At 68.0% G+C, this 16,345-nt stretch carries 15 protein-coding genes and 2 tRNA genes; 10 read left to right on the top strand and 7 right to left on the bottom strand.

From position 1 onward, the window contains the following. Positions 1-12: 12 nt before the first annotated feature. From FHY09_RS04045 to cysS, 3 genes are read right to left on the bottom strand one after another with little or no spacing between them, the layout of a single operon-like run. Entirely contained in the window at positions 13-1,260 is a 1,248-nt protein-coding gene (locus FHY09_RS04045; protein ID WP_166924467.1) for an MFS transporter, read from the bottom strand. Beyond that, on the bottom strand, positions 1,257-1,709 hold the full coding sequence (locus FHY09_RS04040; RefSeq protein ID WP_166924465.1) for a SufE family protein: 453 nt from the start codon (positions 1,707-1,709) through the stop codon (positions 1,257-1,259). Before FHY09_RS04040 ends, FHY09_RS04045 begins: the two co-directional genes overlap by 4 nt. Positions 1,710-1,749: 40 nt before the next feature. Then, entirely contained in the window at positions 1,750-3,126 is a 1,377-nt protein-coding gene (gene cysS / locus FHY09_RS04035; protein WP_166924463.1) for a cysteine--tRNA ligase, read from the bottom strand. Positions 3,127-3,310: 184 nt separating this feature from the next. On the opposite strand from cysS, the gene FHY09_RS04030 reads away from it, so the two are divergent. The 10 genes from FHY09_RS04030 to FHY09_RS03985 all read left to right on the top strand — a co-directional run bounded on the left by FHY09_RS04030 (position 3,311) and on the right by FHY09_RS03985 (position 14,420). Next, positions 3,311-3,871, top strand: coding sequence for a hypothetical protein (locus tag FHY09_RS04030; protein ID WP_166925481.1), 561 nt, complete (start codon positions 3,311-3,313; stop codon positions 3,869-3,871). Positions 3,872-4,186: 315 nt separating this feature from the next. Next, complete coding sequence (locus tag FHY09_RS04025; RefSeq protein WP_166924461.1) at positions 4,187-5,197, top strand: N-acetylornithine carbamoyltransferase; 1,011 nt, start codon at positions 4,187-4,189, stop codon at positions 5,195-5,197. A 57-nt stretch (positions 5,198-5,254) separates the two neighbouring features. After that, positions 5,255-6,451 carry an argininosuccinate synthase gene (locus tag FHY09_RS04020; RefSeq protein ID WP_166924459.1) on the top strand — a complete coding sequence of 399 codons (1,197 nt, stop codon included), beginning with the start codon at positions 5,255-5,257 and terminating at the stop codon, positions 6,449-6,451. Between the two features lie 140 nt (positions 6,452-6,591). After that, positions 6,592-7,680 (top strand): acetylornithine deacetylase, encoded by a 1,089-nt coding sequence (locus FHY09_RS04015; RefSeq protein ID WP_166924457.1) that lies wholly within the window; start codon positions 6,592-6,594, stop codon positions 7,678-7,680. A 74-nt stretch (positions 7,681-7,754) separates the two neighbouring features. Next, positions 7,755-9,083: an acetylglutamate kinase gene (locus tag FHY09_RS04010; protein ID WP_166924455.1), complete on the top strand. Its 1,329-nt coding sequence runs from the start codon at positions 7,755-7,757 to the stop codon at positions 9,081-9,083. A gap of 5 nt (positions 9,084-9,088) precedes the next feature. After that, a complete protein-coding gene (locus tag FHY09_RS04005; RefSeq protein ID WP_166924453.1) occupies positions 9,089-9,688 on the top strand; it encodes a GNAT family N-acetyltransferase in 600 nt (199 codons plus the stop codon). Further along, complete coding sequence (argC, locus tag FHY09_RS04000) at positions 9,685-10,638, top strand: N-acetyl-gamma-glutamyl-phosphate reductase (RefSeq protein WP_166924451.1); 954 nt, start codon at positions 9,685-9,687, stop codon at positions 10,636-10,638. The genes FHY09_RS04005 and argC overlap by 4 nt, the downstream gene beginning before the upstream one ends. A gap of 42 nt (positions 10,639-10,680) precedes the next feature. Then, positions 10,681-11,979: an argininosuccinate lyase gene (gene argH / locus FHY09_RS03995; protein ID WP_166924449.1), complete on the top strand. Its 1,299-nt coding sequence runs from the start codon at positions 10,681-10,683 to the stop codon at positions 11,977-11,979. A 15-nt stretch (positions 11,980-11,994) separates the two neighbouring features. Next, complete coding sequence (proB, locus tag FHY09_RS03990) at positions 11,995-13,152, top strand: glutamate 5-kinase (protein ID WP_166924447.1); 1,158 nt, start codon at positions 11,995-11,997, stop codon at positions 13,150-13,152. Between the two features lie 20 nt (positions 13,153-13,172). After that, positions 13,173-14,420, top strand: a complete 1,248-nt coding sequence (locus FHY09_RS03985) for a glutamate-5-semialdehyde dehydrogenase (RefSeq protein ID WP_456362703.1) — start codon at positions 13,173-13,175, stop codon at positions 14,418-14,420. A 37-nt stretch (positions 14,421-14,457) separates the two neighbouring features. Here FHY09_RS03985 and FHY09_RS03980 read toward each other — a convergent pair whose 3' ends face one another. From FHY09_RS03980 to cydX, 4 genes are all read right to left on the bottom strand, one after another. Further along, complete coding sequence (locus tag FHY09_RS03980) at positions 14,458-15,669, bottom strand: CynX/NimT family MFS transporter (protein WP_166924442.1); 1,212 nt, start codon at positions 15,667-15,669, stop codon at positions 14,458-14,460. Positions 15,670-15,910: 241 nt separating this feature from the next. After that, positions 15,911-15,987 (bottom strand) — tRNA-Pro (locus tag FHY09_RS03975). Positions 15,988-16,069: 82 nt separating this feature from the next. Continuing rightward, positions 16,070-16,146 (bottom strand) — tRNA-Pro (locus tag FHY09_RS03970). Positions 16,147-16,208: 62 nt separating this feature from the next. Further along, complete coding sequence (gene cydX, locus FHY09_RS03965; RefSeq protein WP_166924440.1) at positions 16,209-16,325, bottom strand: cytochrome bd-I oxidase subunit CydX; 117 nt, start codon at positions 16,323-16,325, stop codon at positions 16,209-16,211. Between the last annotated feature and the right edge of the window lie 20 nt (positions 16,326-16,345).

The following is a 16,345-nucleotide window of genomic DNA, read 5'->3' as shown; positions in this document are numbered from 1 at the left end:
CCGCGGCGCGCCTCATTGCAGGTCGCGCAGGTCCAGGCGGCGCAGCGTGGGGTTTTTCCAGGCGGTGATGCCGGCCACGCTGAGCACCGCGAACCCCCCCAGGACGACGGCCGGAACCAGGCCGAGCAGGCGGGCCATGGTGCCTGCATAGAACGCGCCGAGCTCGTTGGAGGAGCTGATGAAGATGCCATTGATCGAGGACACGCGGCCACGCATTTCTTCGGGCGTGGCAAGCTGCAGGATGGTCGAGCGCACCACGACCGAAACGCCGTCGAAGGCGCCGTAGAACAGCAGGATCAGCGCGGACAGCCAGAAGTGGTGCGACAGCCCGAAACCGATCACGCACAGGCCGAATCCGGCCACCGCGCACAGCAGCACGCGACCGGTATGCTGCTGCAGGGGATGCCGCGCCAACCACACGCCCACCACGATCGACCCCAGCGCCGGCGCCGCGCGCAGGATGCCCAGCCCTTCCGGACCGTAGTGAAGGATCTCCTTCAGGAACGCCGGCAGCATCGCCACTACCCCGCCGAGCAGCACCGAGAACATGTCCAGCGCCATCGCACCGACCATGATCCGGTTGCCCAGCACGAAGCGCGCGCCTTCGGCGATGCTGCGGAAGATCGGCGCGGCAGGCCCGGCATGCACCGGTTCGCTGACCTTCAACGTGGCCAGGCACCCGATCGCGATCAGCGCGAACAGCGCGGCGACGCCGTATGCCGTGCCCTTGCCGCCCCAACCGACCAGCACGCCGCCCAGCGCAGGACCCACGACCATGCCGGCCTGGAAGAACACACTGCCCAGCCCAGCGCCGCGGGCGTATTGGCCGCGGTCGAGCACGCGGGCGAACAGCGCGTTGTAGATGGGCGAGAGAAACGCCCGCACCATGCCGGTCAACGCGATGGCCGCATAGATCGGCCACACCCCGTCAAAGGGCAGCCAGTGCAGGGATACCGCGCACAGTACCAGCGCGGTGGCGACCAGCCCCGTGCACGCGGCCATGCCCAGTCGACGGCGCGGCAGGTGATCCACCAGATAGCCGGCGAACGGTGCCACGCAGAAGAACGGCACCACCTCGGCCAGCCCGATCAGGCCGAGCGAGAAGGGATTGCGGGTGATCTCGTAGATATGCCAGCCCACGCTGACCGCGACCACCTGGTAGGACAGCATCGCGAAGATGCGGTACGCCAGCAGGCGTGAGAATCCGGGCCGCCGCAGCAGTGCCAGCGCCCCCTCGTCGACCAGCGCCGCAGGACTCACGAAGGGTCGCGCTGGAGCTGCGCCTGTGCCGTTTCGCGGATGAAGGCCAGCATCGCAGCGACGCCGTTGCTGCGCGTGGGCGAGAGGTGGCGTGCCAGGCCGATGTCCTGGATGTAGGTCGGCTCCGTATCCAGGATGGCCTGCGCCGAACGGCCGGAATACACGCGCAGCGCCAGGTAGATCAGCCCGGACACGATCGCCGAATCGCTGACTGCGCGGAAGTGGAGTGCGTGCGCATCGCCTTCCGGCACGATCCACACCATCGACTGGCAGCCGAGCAGGCGATGCTCTTCGGTTTTCCAGGCATCCGGGAACCCGGGCAGCTTGCGGCCCAGGTCGATCAGGTACTGGTAGCGCTCGGACCAGTCGCTGAAGAAACCGAACTCCTCGGCAATGGCGGCCTGGGCCTCGGCGGGTGTGGCTTCAAGCGGGAAGGGAGCGTCGGTCATCGGGGTCTTCAGGCAATCGGGGGAGGGGAGCGGCGAGCGATCAGGCGCGGCGGCGGATCCAGCGCACGCCGCTGGCGGTGTCTTCCAGCACGATGCCCTCGGCGGCAAGTTCCTCGCGGATGGAATCGGCGCGGGCGAAATCCCGCGCGGCCTTGGCCGCGCCGCGGGCATCGATCAGCGCCTGGATCCGCGCATCCTCATCGCTGTCCGCGCTGGTACGACCGAACCACGCTGCGGGCGCCTGCTGCAGCAGGCCCAGCGCCAAGCCGGCGCCGAGCAGTTCGGCTTTCAGCCGCGCACGCTCGGCCGCGGTGCCCGCGCGGCGCGCCTCCGTGCCGATGCGGGCCAGCTCGGCCAGCGCCAACGGGGTATTGAGGTCATCGTCCAGCGCCGCTTCCACGGCGGCGGGAATGTGTGCCTCGGCCTCGACATCGGCCAGGTCGCGCAGCGTCCCGTAGAGCCGGTCGAGCGTGCGCCCGGCCTGCTCGATCACGCCGTCGGACCAGTCCAGCGGCTGCCGGTAGTGGGCCGAAAGCAGCGCCAGGCGCAGCGCTTCCGGCGGATGCTGGCGGACCAGGTCGTGCACGCGCTCGATGTTGCCCAGCGACTTGCTCATCTTGGCGCCACCGAAGTTGAGCATGCCGTTGTGCAGCCAGAACCGTGCGAACACCTTGCCGCCGTGCGCGCACTCGCTCTGGGCGATTTCGTTTTCGTGGTGCGGGAACTGCAGGTCGACGCCACCGGCGTGGATGTCGATCGTTTCACCCAGGTGCGCGGCCGCCATCGCCGAGCACTCGATGTGCCAGCCCGGCCGGCCACGGCCCCACGGCGAATCCCAGCCGGGCAGATCCGCGGCGGAGGGTTTCCAGAGCACGAAATCACCCGGGTCGCGCTTGTACGGGGCCACGTCCACGCGGGCGCCGGCGAGCATCTCGTCCGGATCCCGGCGCGACAGGCGCCCGTACCCGGCGAAGGAGGTGACAGCGAACAGCACATGGCCTTGCGCCGCGTAGGCGTGGCCGTTGTCGATCAGCTGCCCGATCATCGCGATGATCTGCGGCATGTGCGCGGTGACTTCCGGTTCGATGTCCGGCGGGACCACCCCCAACGCGGCCATGTCCTCGCGGTAGGCTGCGGCGAAACGGTCGGTGATGGTGCTGATCGGCACGTTCTGCTCACGCGCGGCGGTGTTGATCTTGTCGTCCACGTCGGTGATGTTGCGCGCGTAGCGCAGCTGGCCGAAGCGACGCCGCAGCAGATCGGCCAGCACGCCGAACACCACCGGCCCACGGGCGTTGCCGATGTGCACGTAGTTGTAGACCGTCGGGCCGCACACATACAGGGTCGGACAGGCCGGGTCGAGCGGGATGAACGGTTCGAGCTGGCGCGTCAGGGTGTTGTGCAGACGGAGGGTCATGGCGGGGAGGGTGGGGGACAGGCCCTGATTCTAGCGCCGCACGCGCCTTCGGGCACGTTCGGCAGGCGTGCGCCCGCCCCGGAGTGACGCCACGCACTGGCCGGATGCGCGGCGGACGGGTAAGGTTCAGCCCCTTGCCACCTGCGCTGCCTACACTATCGCTGTGCACCGCCTCTCCCGCCCGATCAGAGCGCTCTCCCTGCTGCCGGCCTGCCTGCTGGCCGGCGTGGTCGATGCGCAGACGGTGGACGCCGAGCCGCGCAACCGCGTGGTCATCGTGGAGAACCTGAAGTTCGACTATGCCCAGGTGCTCAACGTCGAGCCGGTGTTCCAGACGCTGCGGGCCACGCGCACCGAGGAGCATTGCGAGCCGGTCACCACCCGCACGCTGGCCCCGGTCAACGTGACCGGCGAGGAGCCGGTGGAAGAGAAGGGGCGCTTCGGTCGGCTCTGGGAATCGGTGCGGTCCATTTTCAAGACAGGCGAGGGCGAGGCCACGCCGGGCCAGCCTGTCGCCGAGGTTCCGGCAACGGCCGCGCCGACCGGGCCGATGCTGACCCGCGACTGCCGCATCGTACCGGTCGGGCGCGAGTTCCGCCGTCCGATCGCCTACGACGTGGACTACGTCTACAAGGGCACCAAGTACCGCTCGCGGCTGCCGGATGATCCCGGCAACCGGCTGAAGATCCGCGTCTCGATCACTCCTTGGGTGGGCGAGGAGCAGGGGGGCCCGGGCAGCCCCTGACAGGCCCCGGCTGCTGCGCTCCTTGCAGCGCACCATCGTCCGTGTCACCATGTCCGGAATGAACGCAACCGACTTCCAGCACGAGACCAGCGCCGCCCGTCAGGCGACCGGCATGACCTCGCGTGCCCGCCGACCGGAACCCCACATTTCCGCTGGGTAACCGGAGCCTCGTGCTGTCTGTTCGGTAAAAAACCCAGCCTCCCGGCTGGGTTTTTTCGTTTCCGCGTTCCGTGAGTTCCATCTGCAGTTGTTCTTGACCTCCACCGAGCACCGTCCGCCCTCCGGCAGCGGCGCCGCCCACGCAAGGAATGATTGATGTCCCACAAGCACTTCCTGAACACCCAGGACTGGAGCCGCAGCGAGCTCGACGCGCTGTTGACCCAGGCGGCGCTGTTCAAGCGCAACAAGCTTGGCGACCAGCTCAAGGGCAAGTCGATCGCGCTGGTGTTCTTCAACCCCTCCATGCGCACCCGCACCAGCTTCGAGCTCGGCGCGTTCCAGCTGGGCGCCCATGCCATCGTGCTGCAGCCGGGCAAGGACGCGTGGCCGATCGAGTTCAACCTCGGCACGGTGATGGACGGGGATACGGAAGAGCACATCGCCGAAGTGGCGCAGGTGCTGGGACGCTACTGCGACATGATCGCCGTGCGCGCCTTCCCGAAGTTCGTGGACTGGGCGGTGGACCGCGAGGACACCGTGCTGAAGAGCTTTGCGAAGTACTCGCCGGTGCCGGTGATCAACATGGAGACCATCACCCACCCGTGCCAGGAACTGGCCCACGCGATGGCGCTGCAGGAGCACTTTGGCACGCAGGACCTGCGCGGCAAGAAGTATGTGCTGACCTGGACCTACCATCCCAAGCCGCTGAACACCGCCGTGGCGAACTCCGCGCTGACCATCGCCACGCGCATGGGCATGGACGTGACCCTGCTGTGCCCCACGCCGGACTACGTGCTGGACGAGCGCTACATGGGCTGGGCCGAGCAGAACGTGGCCGAGAACGGTGGCTCGCTGCAGGTCAGCCATGACATCGACAGTGCGTATGCCGGTGCGGACGTGGTGTATGCCAAGAGCTGGGGCGCCCTGCCGTACTTCGGCAACTGGGCGCCGGAGCAGCCGATACGCGATCAGTACAAGCACTTCATCGTGGACGAGCGGAAGATGGCGCTCACCAACAACGGTGTCTTCAGCCATTGCCTGCCGCTGCGCCGCAACGTCAAGGCCACCGATGCGGTGATGGACTCGCCGCAGTGCATCGCCATCAGCGAGGCCGAGAACCGCCTGCATGTGCAGAAGGCGATCATGGCCGCGCTCGCCGGGCGCTGACGCGTCACATTCCCTTCCAGCCGGGCAGTGCCCGGCTCTACCCACGGATACTTCCCCATGAGCAACAAAGACGTCGTTCTCGCATTCTCCGGTGGCCTCGACACCAGCTTCTGCGTGCCTTACCTGCAGGAGCGAGGCTACAACGTGCATACCGTGTTCGCCGACACCGGTGGCGTGGATGACGAGGAGCGCGATTTCATCGAGAAGCGCGCCGCCGAACTGGGCGTCACCAGCCATGTCACCGTCGACGGCGGTCCTGCGATCTGGGAAGGCTTCGTCAAGCCGTTCGTATGGGCCGGCGAAGGCTACCAGGGCCAGTATCCGCTGCTGGTGTCGGACCGTTACCTGATCGTCGATGCCGCGCTCAAGCGTGCCGCCGAACTGGGCACCAACATTATCGCCCACGGCTGCACTGGGATGGGCAACGACCAGGTGCGTTTCGACCTGGCGGTGAAGGCCCTGGGTGATTACCAGATCATCGCGCCGATCCGCGAGATCCAGAAGGAACACACCCAGACCCGCGCCTACGAGCAGAAGTACCTGGAAGAGCGTGGCTTCGGCGTGCGCGCCAAGCAGCAGGCCTACACCATCAACGAGAACCTGCTGGGCCTGACCATGTCCGGCGGCGAGATCGACCGCTGGGAAGCCCCGGGCGAGGGCGCCCGCGGCTGGTGCGCACCGCGCAGCGAATGGCCGGAAGCACCGCTGACCGTGACTCTGAATTTTGTCGAAGGCGAAGCCGTGGAGCTGAACGGCAAGGCACTGCCGGGCGAGCAGATCCTGGCCCAGCTCAACAAGCTGTTCGCCCCCTACGGCGTCGGCCGTGGCGTGTACACCGGCGACACCGTGATCGGCCTGAAGGGCCGCATCGTGTTCGAGGCGCCCGGACTGGTGTCGCTGTTGGCCGCCCATCGCGCGCTGGAAGATGCCGTGCTGACCAAGCAGCAGAACCGCTTCAAGCCGGACGTGGCGCGCAAGTGGGTGGAACTGGTGTATGAAGGCTTCTACCACGATCCGCTGAAGACCGACATCGAGGCCTTCCTGAAGTCCTCCCAGGCCAAGGTCAACGGCGAAGTCGTGCTTGAGACCCGGGGCGGCCGCGTGGACGCGGTGGCGGTGAAGTCGCCGCACCTGCTCAACACCAAGGGCGCCACGTATGCGCAGTCGGCGGACTGGGGCGTGGAAGAGGCCGAAGGCTTCATCAAGCTGTTCGGCATGAGCTCGACGTTGTATGCGCAGGTCAACCGCGGCTGAGCCGCGATCGACCTGCCCGCGCATTCCTCCTTAACCCCGCGCCGTTGGCGCGCCCCCTTCAACAAGAAGGGGGCTCTCCTCCAGACGCGTTCCGGTAGCGCCGGGCCATGCCCGGCGGAAATCCACAGGATTGTTGATTCATGCTTGAACAGACGCTCGATCACCTGCAGGCGCTGGTGTCCTTCGACACCCGCAACCCGCCGCGTGCGATCACCACCGGTGGCATCTTCGATTACCTGCGCGACAACCTGCCCGGGTTCAATGTCGAGGTGATCGACCATGGCGCCGGCGCGGTCAGCCTGTACGCCGTGCGCGGTACGCCGAAGTACCTGTTCAACGTGCATCTGGATACCGTGCCGGACTCGCCGCACTGGAGTGCCGACCCGCACGTGATGCGCCGCCTGGACGACCGCGTGGTCGGTCTCGGCGTGTGCGACATCAAGGGCGCGGCGGCAGCGCTGGTGGCGGCCGCCAATGCCAGCGATGGCGATGCCGCGTTCCTGTTCTCCAGCGATGAGGAAGCCAACGATCCGCGCTGCATCGCGGCGTTCCTGGCCCGGGGCATCACGTACGAAGCGGTGCTGGTGGCCGAACCGACCATGAGTGAAGCGGTGCTCGCGCACCGTGGCATCAGCTCGGTGCTGATGCAGTTCGCCGGCCGTGCCGGCCATGCGTCGGGCAAGCAGGATGCCACCGCCAGCGCGCTGCACCAGGCCATGCGCTGGGGCAACCGCGCGCTGGACCATGTGGAATCGCTGGCTTCGGCCCGCTTCGGCGGCCTGACCGGGCTGCGCTTCAACATCGGCCGCGTGGACGGGGGCATCAAGGCCAACATGATCGCGCCGGCGGCCGAGGTGCGCTTTGGCTTCCGGCCGCTGCCGTCGATGGACATCGACGCGCTGCTGGCGACCTTTGCCGGTCTGGCCGAACCGGAAGCGGCGCTGTTCACCGAGACCTTCCGCGGCCCGAGCCTGCCTGCCGGTGACATCGCCGAGGCCGAAGAGCGTCGCCTGCTGGCACGCGACGTGGCCGACGCGCTGGACCTGCCCATCGGCAACGCGGTGGACTTCTGGACCGAGGCGTCGTTGTTCTCCGCCGCTGGCTACACCACGCTGGTGTTTGGCCCGGGCGACATCGCCCAGGCGCATACCGCCGATGAATTCGTGACGCTTGAGCAGTTGCAGCGCTACACCGCCGCCGTACACCGGATCATCGCCGCCGGCGCCTGATCGACCCACAACGCCGCTGCGCCTGTGCGCGGCGGACCTGCAACGCGGCGACCGCCGCCTGTGACGAAACCGAAATGTCTCCTGCCCTCCAGCCCCACCGCCAGACCCGCCAGACCATCGTGCGCCTGCTCTCCAGCATGGCCAGCGCGAAGGAGATCAGCCAGTACCTCAAGCGCTTTTCGCAGCTGGACGCCAAGCGCTTTGCCGTGGTCAAGGTCGGCGGCGCGGTGCTGCGCGACGATCTTGATGCATTGACCTCCTCGCTCTCGTTCCTGCAGGAAGTCGGCCTGACGCCGATCGTGCTGCATGGCGCCGGCCCGCAGCTGGACGCGGAACTGTCGGCCGCCGGCATTGAAAAGCAGACCGTCAACGGCCTGCGGGTGACATCGCCGGAAGCACTGGCGATCGTGCGCCGGGTGTTCCAGCAATCCAATCTACGCCTGGTCGAGGCCCTGCAGCAGAACGGCGCGCGCGCCACGTCCATCACCGGGGGCGTGTTCGAGGCCGCATACATGGACCAGGCCATCTACGGCCTGGTGGGCGAGGTCAGGAAGGTCAACCTGGCGCCGATCGAAGCCAGCCTGCGTGCGGGCTCGATCCCGGTCATCACCAGCCTCGGCGAGACGGCCGGCGGGCAGATCCTCAACGTCAATGCCGATTTCGCCGCCAACGAACTGGTACAGGAGCTGCAGCCGTACAAGATCATCTTCCTGACCGGCACCGGTGGACTGCTGGATGAAGCAGGCACGGTCATCGATTCAATCAACCTCTCCACTGAGTACGAAGACCTCATCCAGCAGCCGTGGATCCACGGCGGCATGAAGGTCAAGATCGAGCAGATCAAGAACCTGCTGGACCGGCTGCCGCTGGAATCCTCGGTATCGATCACCCGCCCGGCCGACCTGGCCAAGGAACTGTTCACCCACAAGGGCTCGGGCACGCTGGTGCGCAAGGGCGAGAAGGTGCTGCGTGCCACCGCCTGGAGCGCGCTGGACCTGCCGCGCCTGAAGGGCCTGATCGAATCCAGTTTCGGACGCACCCTGGTGCCGGACTATTTCGAGAGGACCACGCTGCTGCGCGCGTACGTCAGCGAGAACTACCGCACGGCGGTGATCCTCACCGATGAGGCCGAGGGCGTGTACCTGGACAAGTTCGCCGTGCTCGATGATGCGCAGGGCGAAGGCCTTGGCCGCGCGGTCTGGAACGTGATGCGCGAGGAAACACCGCAGCTGTTCTGGCGCTCGCGCAACGGCAATCCGATCAACCATTTCTACTACGCCGAGTCCGATGGCTGCTACAAGCAAGGCCACTGGAAGGTGTTCTGGTACGGCGCCGATGGCATCGACCGGATCAGGACCTATGTCGATCACTGCGCCGTGCGTGCACCGAGCCTGGAGGGCTGAGCGCGATGAACCACGCAGACTGGACCCGGGTACCCACGCTGACCGGCACGCATGCGCGGCTTGAACCGCTGCAGATGAGCCATATCGATGGGCTGCGCGGTGCGTTGGGTGACGGTGCGCTGTCGAAGCTCTGGTACACCCAGGTGCCCGATGCGAAGACCGTGGCCGGCTACGTGCAGGCCGCGCTGCAGGCGCAGGCCGAGGGCAAGGTGCTGCCGTTCGTGGTGTTCGATGCCAATGACCAGATCGTCGGCACCACCCGCTACTACGACCTGCAGGCAGACGTGCCGCGGCTCAGCATCGGCTACACCTGGTACGGCGAGTCGGTACAGCGCACCGGGGTCAACACCGAAACCAAGCTGATGCTGCTCGACCATGCCTTCGAACGGCTGGAATGCCTGAGCGTGGTGTTTGAAACCAGCTGGTTCAACTTCACCTCGCGCACGGCGATCGCACGTCTGGGCGCCAAGCAGGATGGCGTGCTGCGCAATCACCGTCGCCATCCTGATGGCACGCCACGCGACACCGTCATCTTCTCCATCATCGACGCGGAATGGCAGGGCGTGAAACGCCACCTGCAGCACCGCCTGGACAGCCACGCATGAACCTTTCACCCTTCACCCTGGGCATCGTCGGTGCCCGCGGCCATACCGGCGCCGAGCTGATCAAGCTGGTGGCCGCGCATCCGCGCCTGCAGCCGGCGTTCGTTTCTTCGCGCGAACGCGCCGGGCAGCGGCTGTCCGACCACCATCCGGAATTCCAGGGACAGCTGCAGTACGAGAACCTGGATGCCGACGCCGTGGCGGCCAAGGGCGTGGACGCGGTCATCCTCGCGTTGCCCAATGGACTGGCCGCCCCGTTCGTAGCCGCCATCGAAGCGGCGAAGCCGGACACGGTGATCGTGGATCTCTCGGCGGACTACCGGTTTGAAGGGCGCTGGTATTACGGCCTTCCTGAACTGACCCGCGGGCAGTACGCGGGCCAGCGCCACATCAGCAACCCGGGCTGTTATGCCACCGCCATGCAGCTGGCGATCCACCCGTTGCTGGACCTGCTGGCCGGCCCGCCGCAGTGCTTCGGCGTGTCCGGCTACTCCGGTGCCGGCACCACGCCCTCGGACAAGAACGATCCGGCGCTGCTTGCCGACAACCTGATGCCGTACGCGCTCACCAACCATGTCCATGAGCGCGAAGTTTCCGCGCACCTGCGCGTGCCGGTCGAGTTCATGCCCCACGTGGCCCCGCATTTCCGCGGCATCACCATGACCGTGAACCTGTGGCTCAACCAGGTGCAGACGCGGGAGCAGATCATCGCGCGCTTCAAGCACGCGTATGCCGCCGAACCGCTCATCGAGGTCGTCGACGAAGCGCCGTGGGTCAGCCGCATCGCCGGGCGCCACGGGGTGCAGATCGGCGGCTTCACGCTGGCCCCGGGCGGCAAGCGCGTGGTCGTGGTGGCCACCCTGGACAACCTGCTCAAGGGCGCGGCCACGCAGGCCATGCAGAACCTCAACCTCGCGCTGGGCATCGACGAGCTGCTCTCGATCCCGCACTGACCGTCTTCCGAACCCTGCACTCGAACCTTTTCCGGAGCCCCCATGGCCGACCTCCTTTGGCAGAAACCCGGTGTCGCGGTGGATGCGAAAATCCAGACCTTCCTCGCCGGCGATGACGTCATCCTCGACCGCGAGTTCTTCCTGCACGACATCGCCGCCAGTACCGCGCATGCGCAGGGCCTGCAGCACATCGGCATCCTCAATGCCCAGGAGCTGGAGGGCCTGGTCGGCGAACTGCAGGTGCTGGCCGCCGATTTCAGCGCAGGACGCTTCGTGCTCGATGCGCAGTACGAAGATGGCCATTCGGCGATCGAGGCCCGCCTGACCGAGCGCCTCGGCGATGCGGGCCGCAAGATCCACACCGGCCGCAGCCGCAACGACCAGGTGCTGGTCGCCACCCGCCTGTGGCTGAAGGAGAAGCTGCAGCGCGTGGCGCAGCTCAGCCTTGAGATCGCGACCGTGGCGCTGGACCGCGCCGACGCCGAAAAGGCACTGCCGCTGCCCGGGTACACGCATATCCAGCGCGCCGTGGTGTCCTCGGCCGGCATGTGGTGGGCGGGGTGGGCCGAGGCGTTCATCGACAACGCCGTGCGTGCCCGTGATACCCACGCCCTGGTGGACTGCAATCCGCTGGGCACCGCCGCGGGCTACGGCGTGAACCTGCCGCTGGACCGCGAGCACACCACGGCGGCGCTCGGCTTCGCGCGCATGCAGGTCTCGCCGATCTACGCCCAGCTCTCGCGCGGCAAGTTCGAACTGGCGGCGCTGGAGGCATTGGGCGGGGCCACGCTGGACCTGCGCCGGATCGCCTGGGACCTCTCCCTGTTCACCAGTGCCGAATTCGGCTTCGTCGCCTTGCCGGCGCAGTACACCACCGGCAGTTCGATCATGCCGAACAAACGCAACCCCGACGTCATCGAACTGATGCGCGCCACGCACGCCAGCGTGGCGGCCGCGCGGACCGAGATCGAACAGCTGCTGTCGCTGCCCTCCGGCTACCACCGCGATCTGCAGGCCTCCAAGGGCGCGCTCTTCCATGGCTTCGCGCGCGGCCTGGCGGCGCTGGAACTGCTGCCGGCGCTGCTGGCCAACCTGGAATGGCGCGAAGACCGGCTGCGTGCGGGCATTGACTCGGGCATGTATGCCACCGACGTGGCCGTGGAAGCCGCAGTGGCCGGGGTGCCGTTCCGCGAGGCGTACAAGGCCGCCGCCGCCGGTGCCGACAGCGCAGGGCAGGGCCGCACGCCTGAAGGCAGCCTGGCCGCACGCGTATCGCCGGGCTCGGCAGCCGACCTGCGGCTGGACGTGCTGCGCGCGCGCCTGCAGGCCCTGGGCGCATGACGTGAGTCCAGCCGGATGACCTTCCACAGCAACGACGCGGCATCGCCCTTTCCCATGCAGACCGTGCCGCCGTGGCGCCGCGCGGTGCTCAAGGTCGGCAGCAGCCTGCTGGCGGCCGAAGGCGGCGGGCTGACGCCACGCCACGCTCTGGGGCTGGCCCAGTTCGTCTCGGCCAATGTGCTGGCCGGGCGCGAAGTGGTGATCGTCTCCTCCGGCGCAGTCGCCGCCGGTCGCGCCATCGTGCCCCGTGCCGACGCCCCGGGCGCGGCCATGGCCGCGCGCCAGGCACTCGCCGCGCTCGGCCAGGCGCAGCTGATCGCCCTGTGGCAGCGGTTCTTCGAGCGCCCGGTGGCGCAGGTCCTGTTGACCCACGACGACCTGCGCAACCGCCGCCGCTATCTCAACGCCCGCGCCACGCTCAGCGAGCTGATGCGGCTGGGGGCCTTGCCGGTGGTCAACGAAAACGACACCGTTTCGGTGGACGAACTCAAGCTTGGCGACAATGACAACCTCGCCGCCACCGTGGCCGCCCTGGTGGATGCCGACGCATTGTTCATCGCCACCGACATCGATGGCCTGTACAGCGCCGATCCGCGTACGGCGCCCGATGCACGGCCACTGCACGACGTGCCGGAGGTGACGGCCGCGGTGCTGGCCATGGCGGGCGGCGCGGGTACGCGCGCCGGCACCGGCGGCATGCGCACCAAGCTGGAAGCCGCCGCCAAGGCCGGCCGGTTGGGCATCCAGACCTATCTGTTCAATGGCCGCAGCAGCGAGGTCGTGCGCGCGCTGGCACAGGACCGCCTGCACGGTACCCGCATCCACGCCGCACGCAGCCGCGAGGCCGCACGCAAGCATTGGCTGCGGCATGCGCCGCTGGCCGAGGGCGCGATCATCGTCGACGCCGGAGCCGCGCAGGCACTGCGGGAGAAGGGGGCCTCGCTGCTCCCCGGTGGCGTTCTCGGGGCCGAGGGCGGGTTCCGCCGTGGCGACATGGTGCAGGTGTGCTGGAGCGACGCATCGGGCCGCGCCTGCGTGGCCCGCGGGGTCACCCAGTACGCGGCCGACGACGTGCGCCGCATAGCCGGCCGGCACTCGCGCGAGATCGAAGCGACGCTGGGCTACAACTACGGCGGGACGGTCGTCCATCGCGACGACCTGGTGCTGCCATGATCGCAATGCAGGAGTCTTCCATGAGTGAGATCGAACGCCAGGCACGCGCCTGCCGCGATGCCGCGCAGGTGATCGCGGCGCTGGACAGCGATGCGCGCGACCAGTTGCTGCAGGCCATGGCCACGGCACTGGAAACGCATGCCGGGCCGATCCTCGCCGGCAACGCACGCGATCTCGCCGCCGCACGCGCAAAGGGCGTCGGCAGCGCGATGCTGGACCGCCTGGCACTCGATCCGGCGCGCCTGCGGGGCATGGCCGACGCCGTGCGTGCGGTGGCCGCACTCGCCGATCCGGTCGGACAGATCACCCGTGACGACGTGCGCCCGAACGGTATCCGCGTGCAGAAGGTGCGCGTGCCACTGGGCGTGATCGCGATGATCTACGAGGCGCGGCCCAACGTCACCGCCGAAGCGGCCGCGCTGTGCCTGAAGGCCGGCAACGGTGTGATCCTGCGCGGTGGCTCGGAGGCCCTCCATTCCAACGCGGCCATCGCCGCGGCGCTTGGCGCGGCGCTCAAGGCGCATGGAGTGCCGGAGGCGGCGGTGACGGTGCTGACCGACCTGCGCCGCGAGGCCATGCTGGAGCTGCTGCAACTGCATGAGCTGATCGATCTGGCGATCCCGCGCGGCGGTGAAGGCCTGATCCGGTTCGTTGCAGAGCACGCGCGCGTGCCGGTGATCAAGCATTACAAGGGTGTCTGCCATCTGTTCGTGGATGCCAGCGCGGACGTCGAGCAGGCGCTCGCCCTGCTGGTGGATGGCAAATGCAGCCGTCCATCAGCGTGCAATTCTTTGGAAACGCTGCTGGTGCATCGCGACCGTGCCGCGGCCTTCCTGCCGGCTGCGGCGCAGGCACTGGCCGGGCGCGGCGTGGACGTACGTGCCGATGCGGCTGCCGCCGCCTTCATGCCGGGGGCGAAGGCGGCCAGTGAAGAGGACTATGCCGCCGAGTTCCTCGACCTGGTCATCGCCGTACGCGTGGTGGACGATGTGGAGGCGGCCATTGCGCACATCCGCCGCTACACCTCCGACCACACCGAAGTGATCGCCACGCAGGATGCCGGCAATGCCGAGCGCTTCGTGCGTGCACTGCAGTCGGCGGTGGTGATGGTCAACGCGTCGTCGCGGTTCTCCGACGGCGGCGAGCTCGGACTGGGCAGCGAGATCGGCATCTCCACCACGCGCCTGCATGCCTACGGCCCGATGGGCCTGGAAGCGCTCACCGTGGAGCGGTTCGTGGTGCGCGGGGATGGCCAGACCCGGGCATGACAGCGCGCCGCGCGTCCGCGCGCGGCGCCTTGCCGGTTCACCACACATCTTCCAGGCGGCGCGGCTGGCAGGCGAACCAGGCGGCGGTCAGCATCACCACCGCGCAGGCGAAGAGGAAGCCGAACGGCAGCTGCCAGGTACCGCTGACATCATGCAGCCAGCCCACCACCAGCGGGCCCATGCACGCGAAGCTGTAGCCCACGCCCTGCATGAAGCCCGAGAGCGCGGCCGAACCTGCGGGCGTGCGCGTGCGCAGGTTGATCAGGGTCAGGGCGAGGGGGAACGTGGACGGGCCGACGCCGAGCAGGCAGGCCCACAGCAGCGGTGCGGCCATCGGCGCGAACAGCAGCCCCGCGAAGGCGCTGGTGAACGCGGTGAAGCCGACCACCGCGAGGACGAACGGGTTGACCATGCGCGCGGCCAGCGAGGGCATCAGCAGGGACGGCAGCAGCCCGAGCGCGGAGAACACGGCCACCATCACGCCACCGAACGCAGGCGTCGCGCCGGCTTCCACCACGATGCGCGGCAGCCAGGTGAACATCGAATAGGTCATCAGCGAAGTCATGCCGAACATCAGCGTCATGCCCCAGCCCAGCGACGTGCGCCACACCCGGCCATGCGGCTGCGCAGTCGGATCCGGCAGGTCGTGGGCGGGATCGCGGCGTGGCGTGCGGCGCACCATCATCAGCCACGGCAGCGCGGCGGCGAGGGCGAGCAGGGCCCACATGCCGAGCGACACACGCCAGCCGGCCGCGTTGGCCACCGGCACCGCCAGCAGCGCGGGCAGCATGGTGCCGACCTGCAGCACGCTGATGTAAAGCGTGCTGATGGTGCCCACCTTGTTGGCGAAATAGCGTTTCACCAGGGGGGGCACCACGACATTGCCGATCCCCATGCCGGCCAGCGCGACGATCGAGCCGCACAGCAGCGTGCCCACGCCCATGGCACTGGAACGCAGCAGCAGGCCGATGGCCGCCAGCACCATCGCCAGCAGCGCCGTGCGCTCCAGTCCCAGTCGCCGCGCCAGCATCGGCGTGGTCACACCGAACACCGCGAAGGCCGCCGTGGGCAGCATGCCGAGCACACCGGTCAGCGTGGCACCGAAGCCGAACACGCTGCCCAGCAGGTCCAGCAGCGGCGTGACGGAGGTGACCGCCGTGCGCAGATTGGCGGCCGCCAGCAGTACGGCGGCGAAGGCGAGCACGCGCCCTTGGAGCAGGGAAACGCGGGGGGAGGGGAGGGGGCTCATGTCGATCCTTGCAGGAAACCTTTGCGCCACGCGCGACGCGCGACGACGGCGCCCGGCATCATCGCGGGCGCTGAAGGGGTGGGATGGCGCCTGGCACCAATGAAGGGCGTCATTGTAGGCCGGGTGCCGGGCCGGCGCAGGCACCTGATCGGGCGCGTCGCACCGGCAGGCCGGGCGCCGGACACAAAAAAACCCGGAGGACATTGATGTCTTCCAGGTTTCTTGTTCTTGACCACCGGAGTGGTCGGGGAGACAGGATTCGAACCTGCGACCTCTACGTCCCGAACGTAGCGCTCTACCAGACTGAGCTACACCCCGAAGGGAGCCGCCTATCATATCGATTCCCGCACTGGGCGGCAAGGGGAATCGCATTTCACCTTCGGATGTCCGACCACCGGAGTGGTCGGGGAGACAGGATTCGAACCTGCGACCTCTACGTCCCGAACGTAGCGCTCTACCAGACTGAGCTACACCCCGAAGGAGCCGCCTAAGATACTGCGTGAAGGGCTGGGCGGCAACTGTTTTCTTGCTTCAGGACCTCATGCCGCATCGTTGGATGGAGTCCGCTGCGCTTCGCGCGCCTCGAACCACATGCCGTTGAGAATGGCCACGACCGAGGCCAGGCCGGTGCCGAGAATCCAGGCGAAATACCACATGGTGTGCTCCTTTGAAGTGC

Source organism: Xanthomonas sp. 60 (assembly GCF_011761925.1).
The sequence above is the reverse complement of the archived record's forward strand: the minus strand, read 5'-3'. Positions and strand labels throughout refer to the sequence as shown.

What these genes read in the sequence shown, in the direction of transcription:
- argC (WP_166924451.1), top strand. Translation starts at nt 9,685, where the DNA reads ATGAACCTTTCACCCTTCACCCTGGGCATCGTCGGTGCCCGCGGCCAT.
- cydX (WP_166924440.1), bottom strand. Translation starts at nt 16,325, where the DNA reads ATGTGGTATTTCGCCTGGATTCTCGGCACCGGCCTGGCCTCGGTCGTG.
- FHY09_RS04010 (WP_166924455.1), top strand. Translation starts at nt 7,755, where the DNA reads ATGTCTCCTGCCCTCCAGCCCCACCGCCAGACCCGCCAGACCATCGTG.
- FHY09_RS03980 (WP_166924442.1), bottom strand. Translation starts at nt 15,669, where the DNA reads ATGAGCCCCCTCCCCTCCCCCCGCGTTTCCCTGCTCCAAGGGCGCGTG.
- FHY09_RS04020 (WP_166924459.1), top strand. Translation starts at nt 5,255, where the DNA reads ATGAGCAACAAAGACGTCGTTCTCGCATTCTCCGGTGGCCTCGACACC.
- FHY09_RS03985 (WP_456362703.1), top strand. Translation starts at nt 13,173, where the DNA reads ATGAGTGAGATCGAACGCCAGGCACGCGCCTGCCGCGATGCCGCGCAG.
- FHY09_RS04040 (WP_166924465.1), bottom strand. Translation starts at nt 1,709, where the DNA reads ATGACCGACGCTCCCTTCCCGCTTGAAGCCACACCCGCCGAGGCCCAG.
- proB (WP_166924447.1), top strand. Translation starts at nt 11,995, where the DNA reads ATGACCTTCCACAGCAACGACGCGGCATCGCCCTTTCCCATGCAGACC.
- FHY09_RS04015 (WP_166924457.1), top strand. Translation starts at nt 6,592, where the DNA reads ATGCTTGAACAGACGCTCGATCACCTGCAGGCGCTGGTGTCCTTCGAC.
- FHY09_RS04005 (WP_166924453.1), top strand. Translation starts at nt 9,089, where the DNA reads ATGAACCACGCAGACTGGACCCGGGTACCCACGCTGACCGGCACGCAT.
- FHY09_RS04025 (WP_166924461.1), top strand. Translation starts at nt 4,187, where the DNA reads ATGTCCCACAAGCACTTCCTGAACACCCAGGACTGGAGCCGCAGCGAG.
- cysS (WP_166924463.1), bottom strand. Translation starts at nt 3,126, where the DNA reads ATGACCCTCCGTCTGCACAACACCCTGACGCGCCAGCTCGAACCGTTC.
- argH (WP_166924449.1), top strand. Translation starts at nt 10,681, where the DNA reads ATGGCCGACCTCCTTTGGCAGAAACCCGGTGTCGCGGTGGATGCGAAA.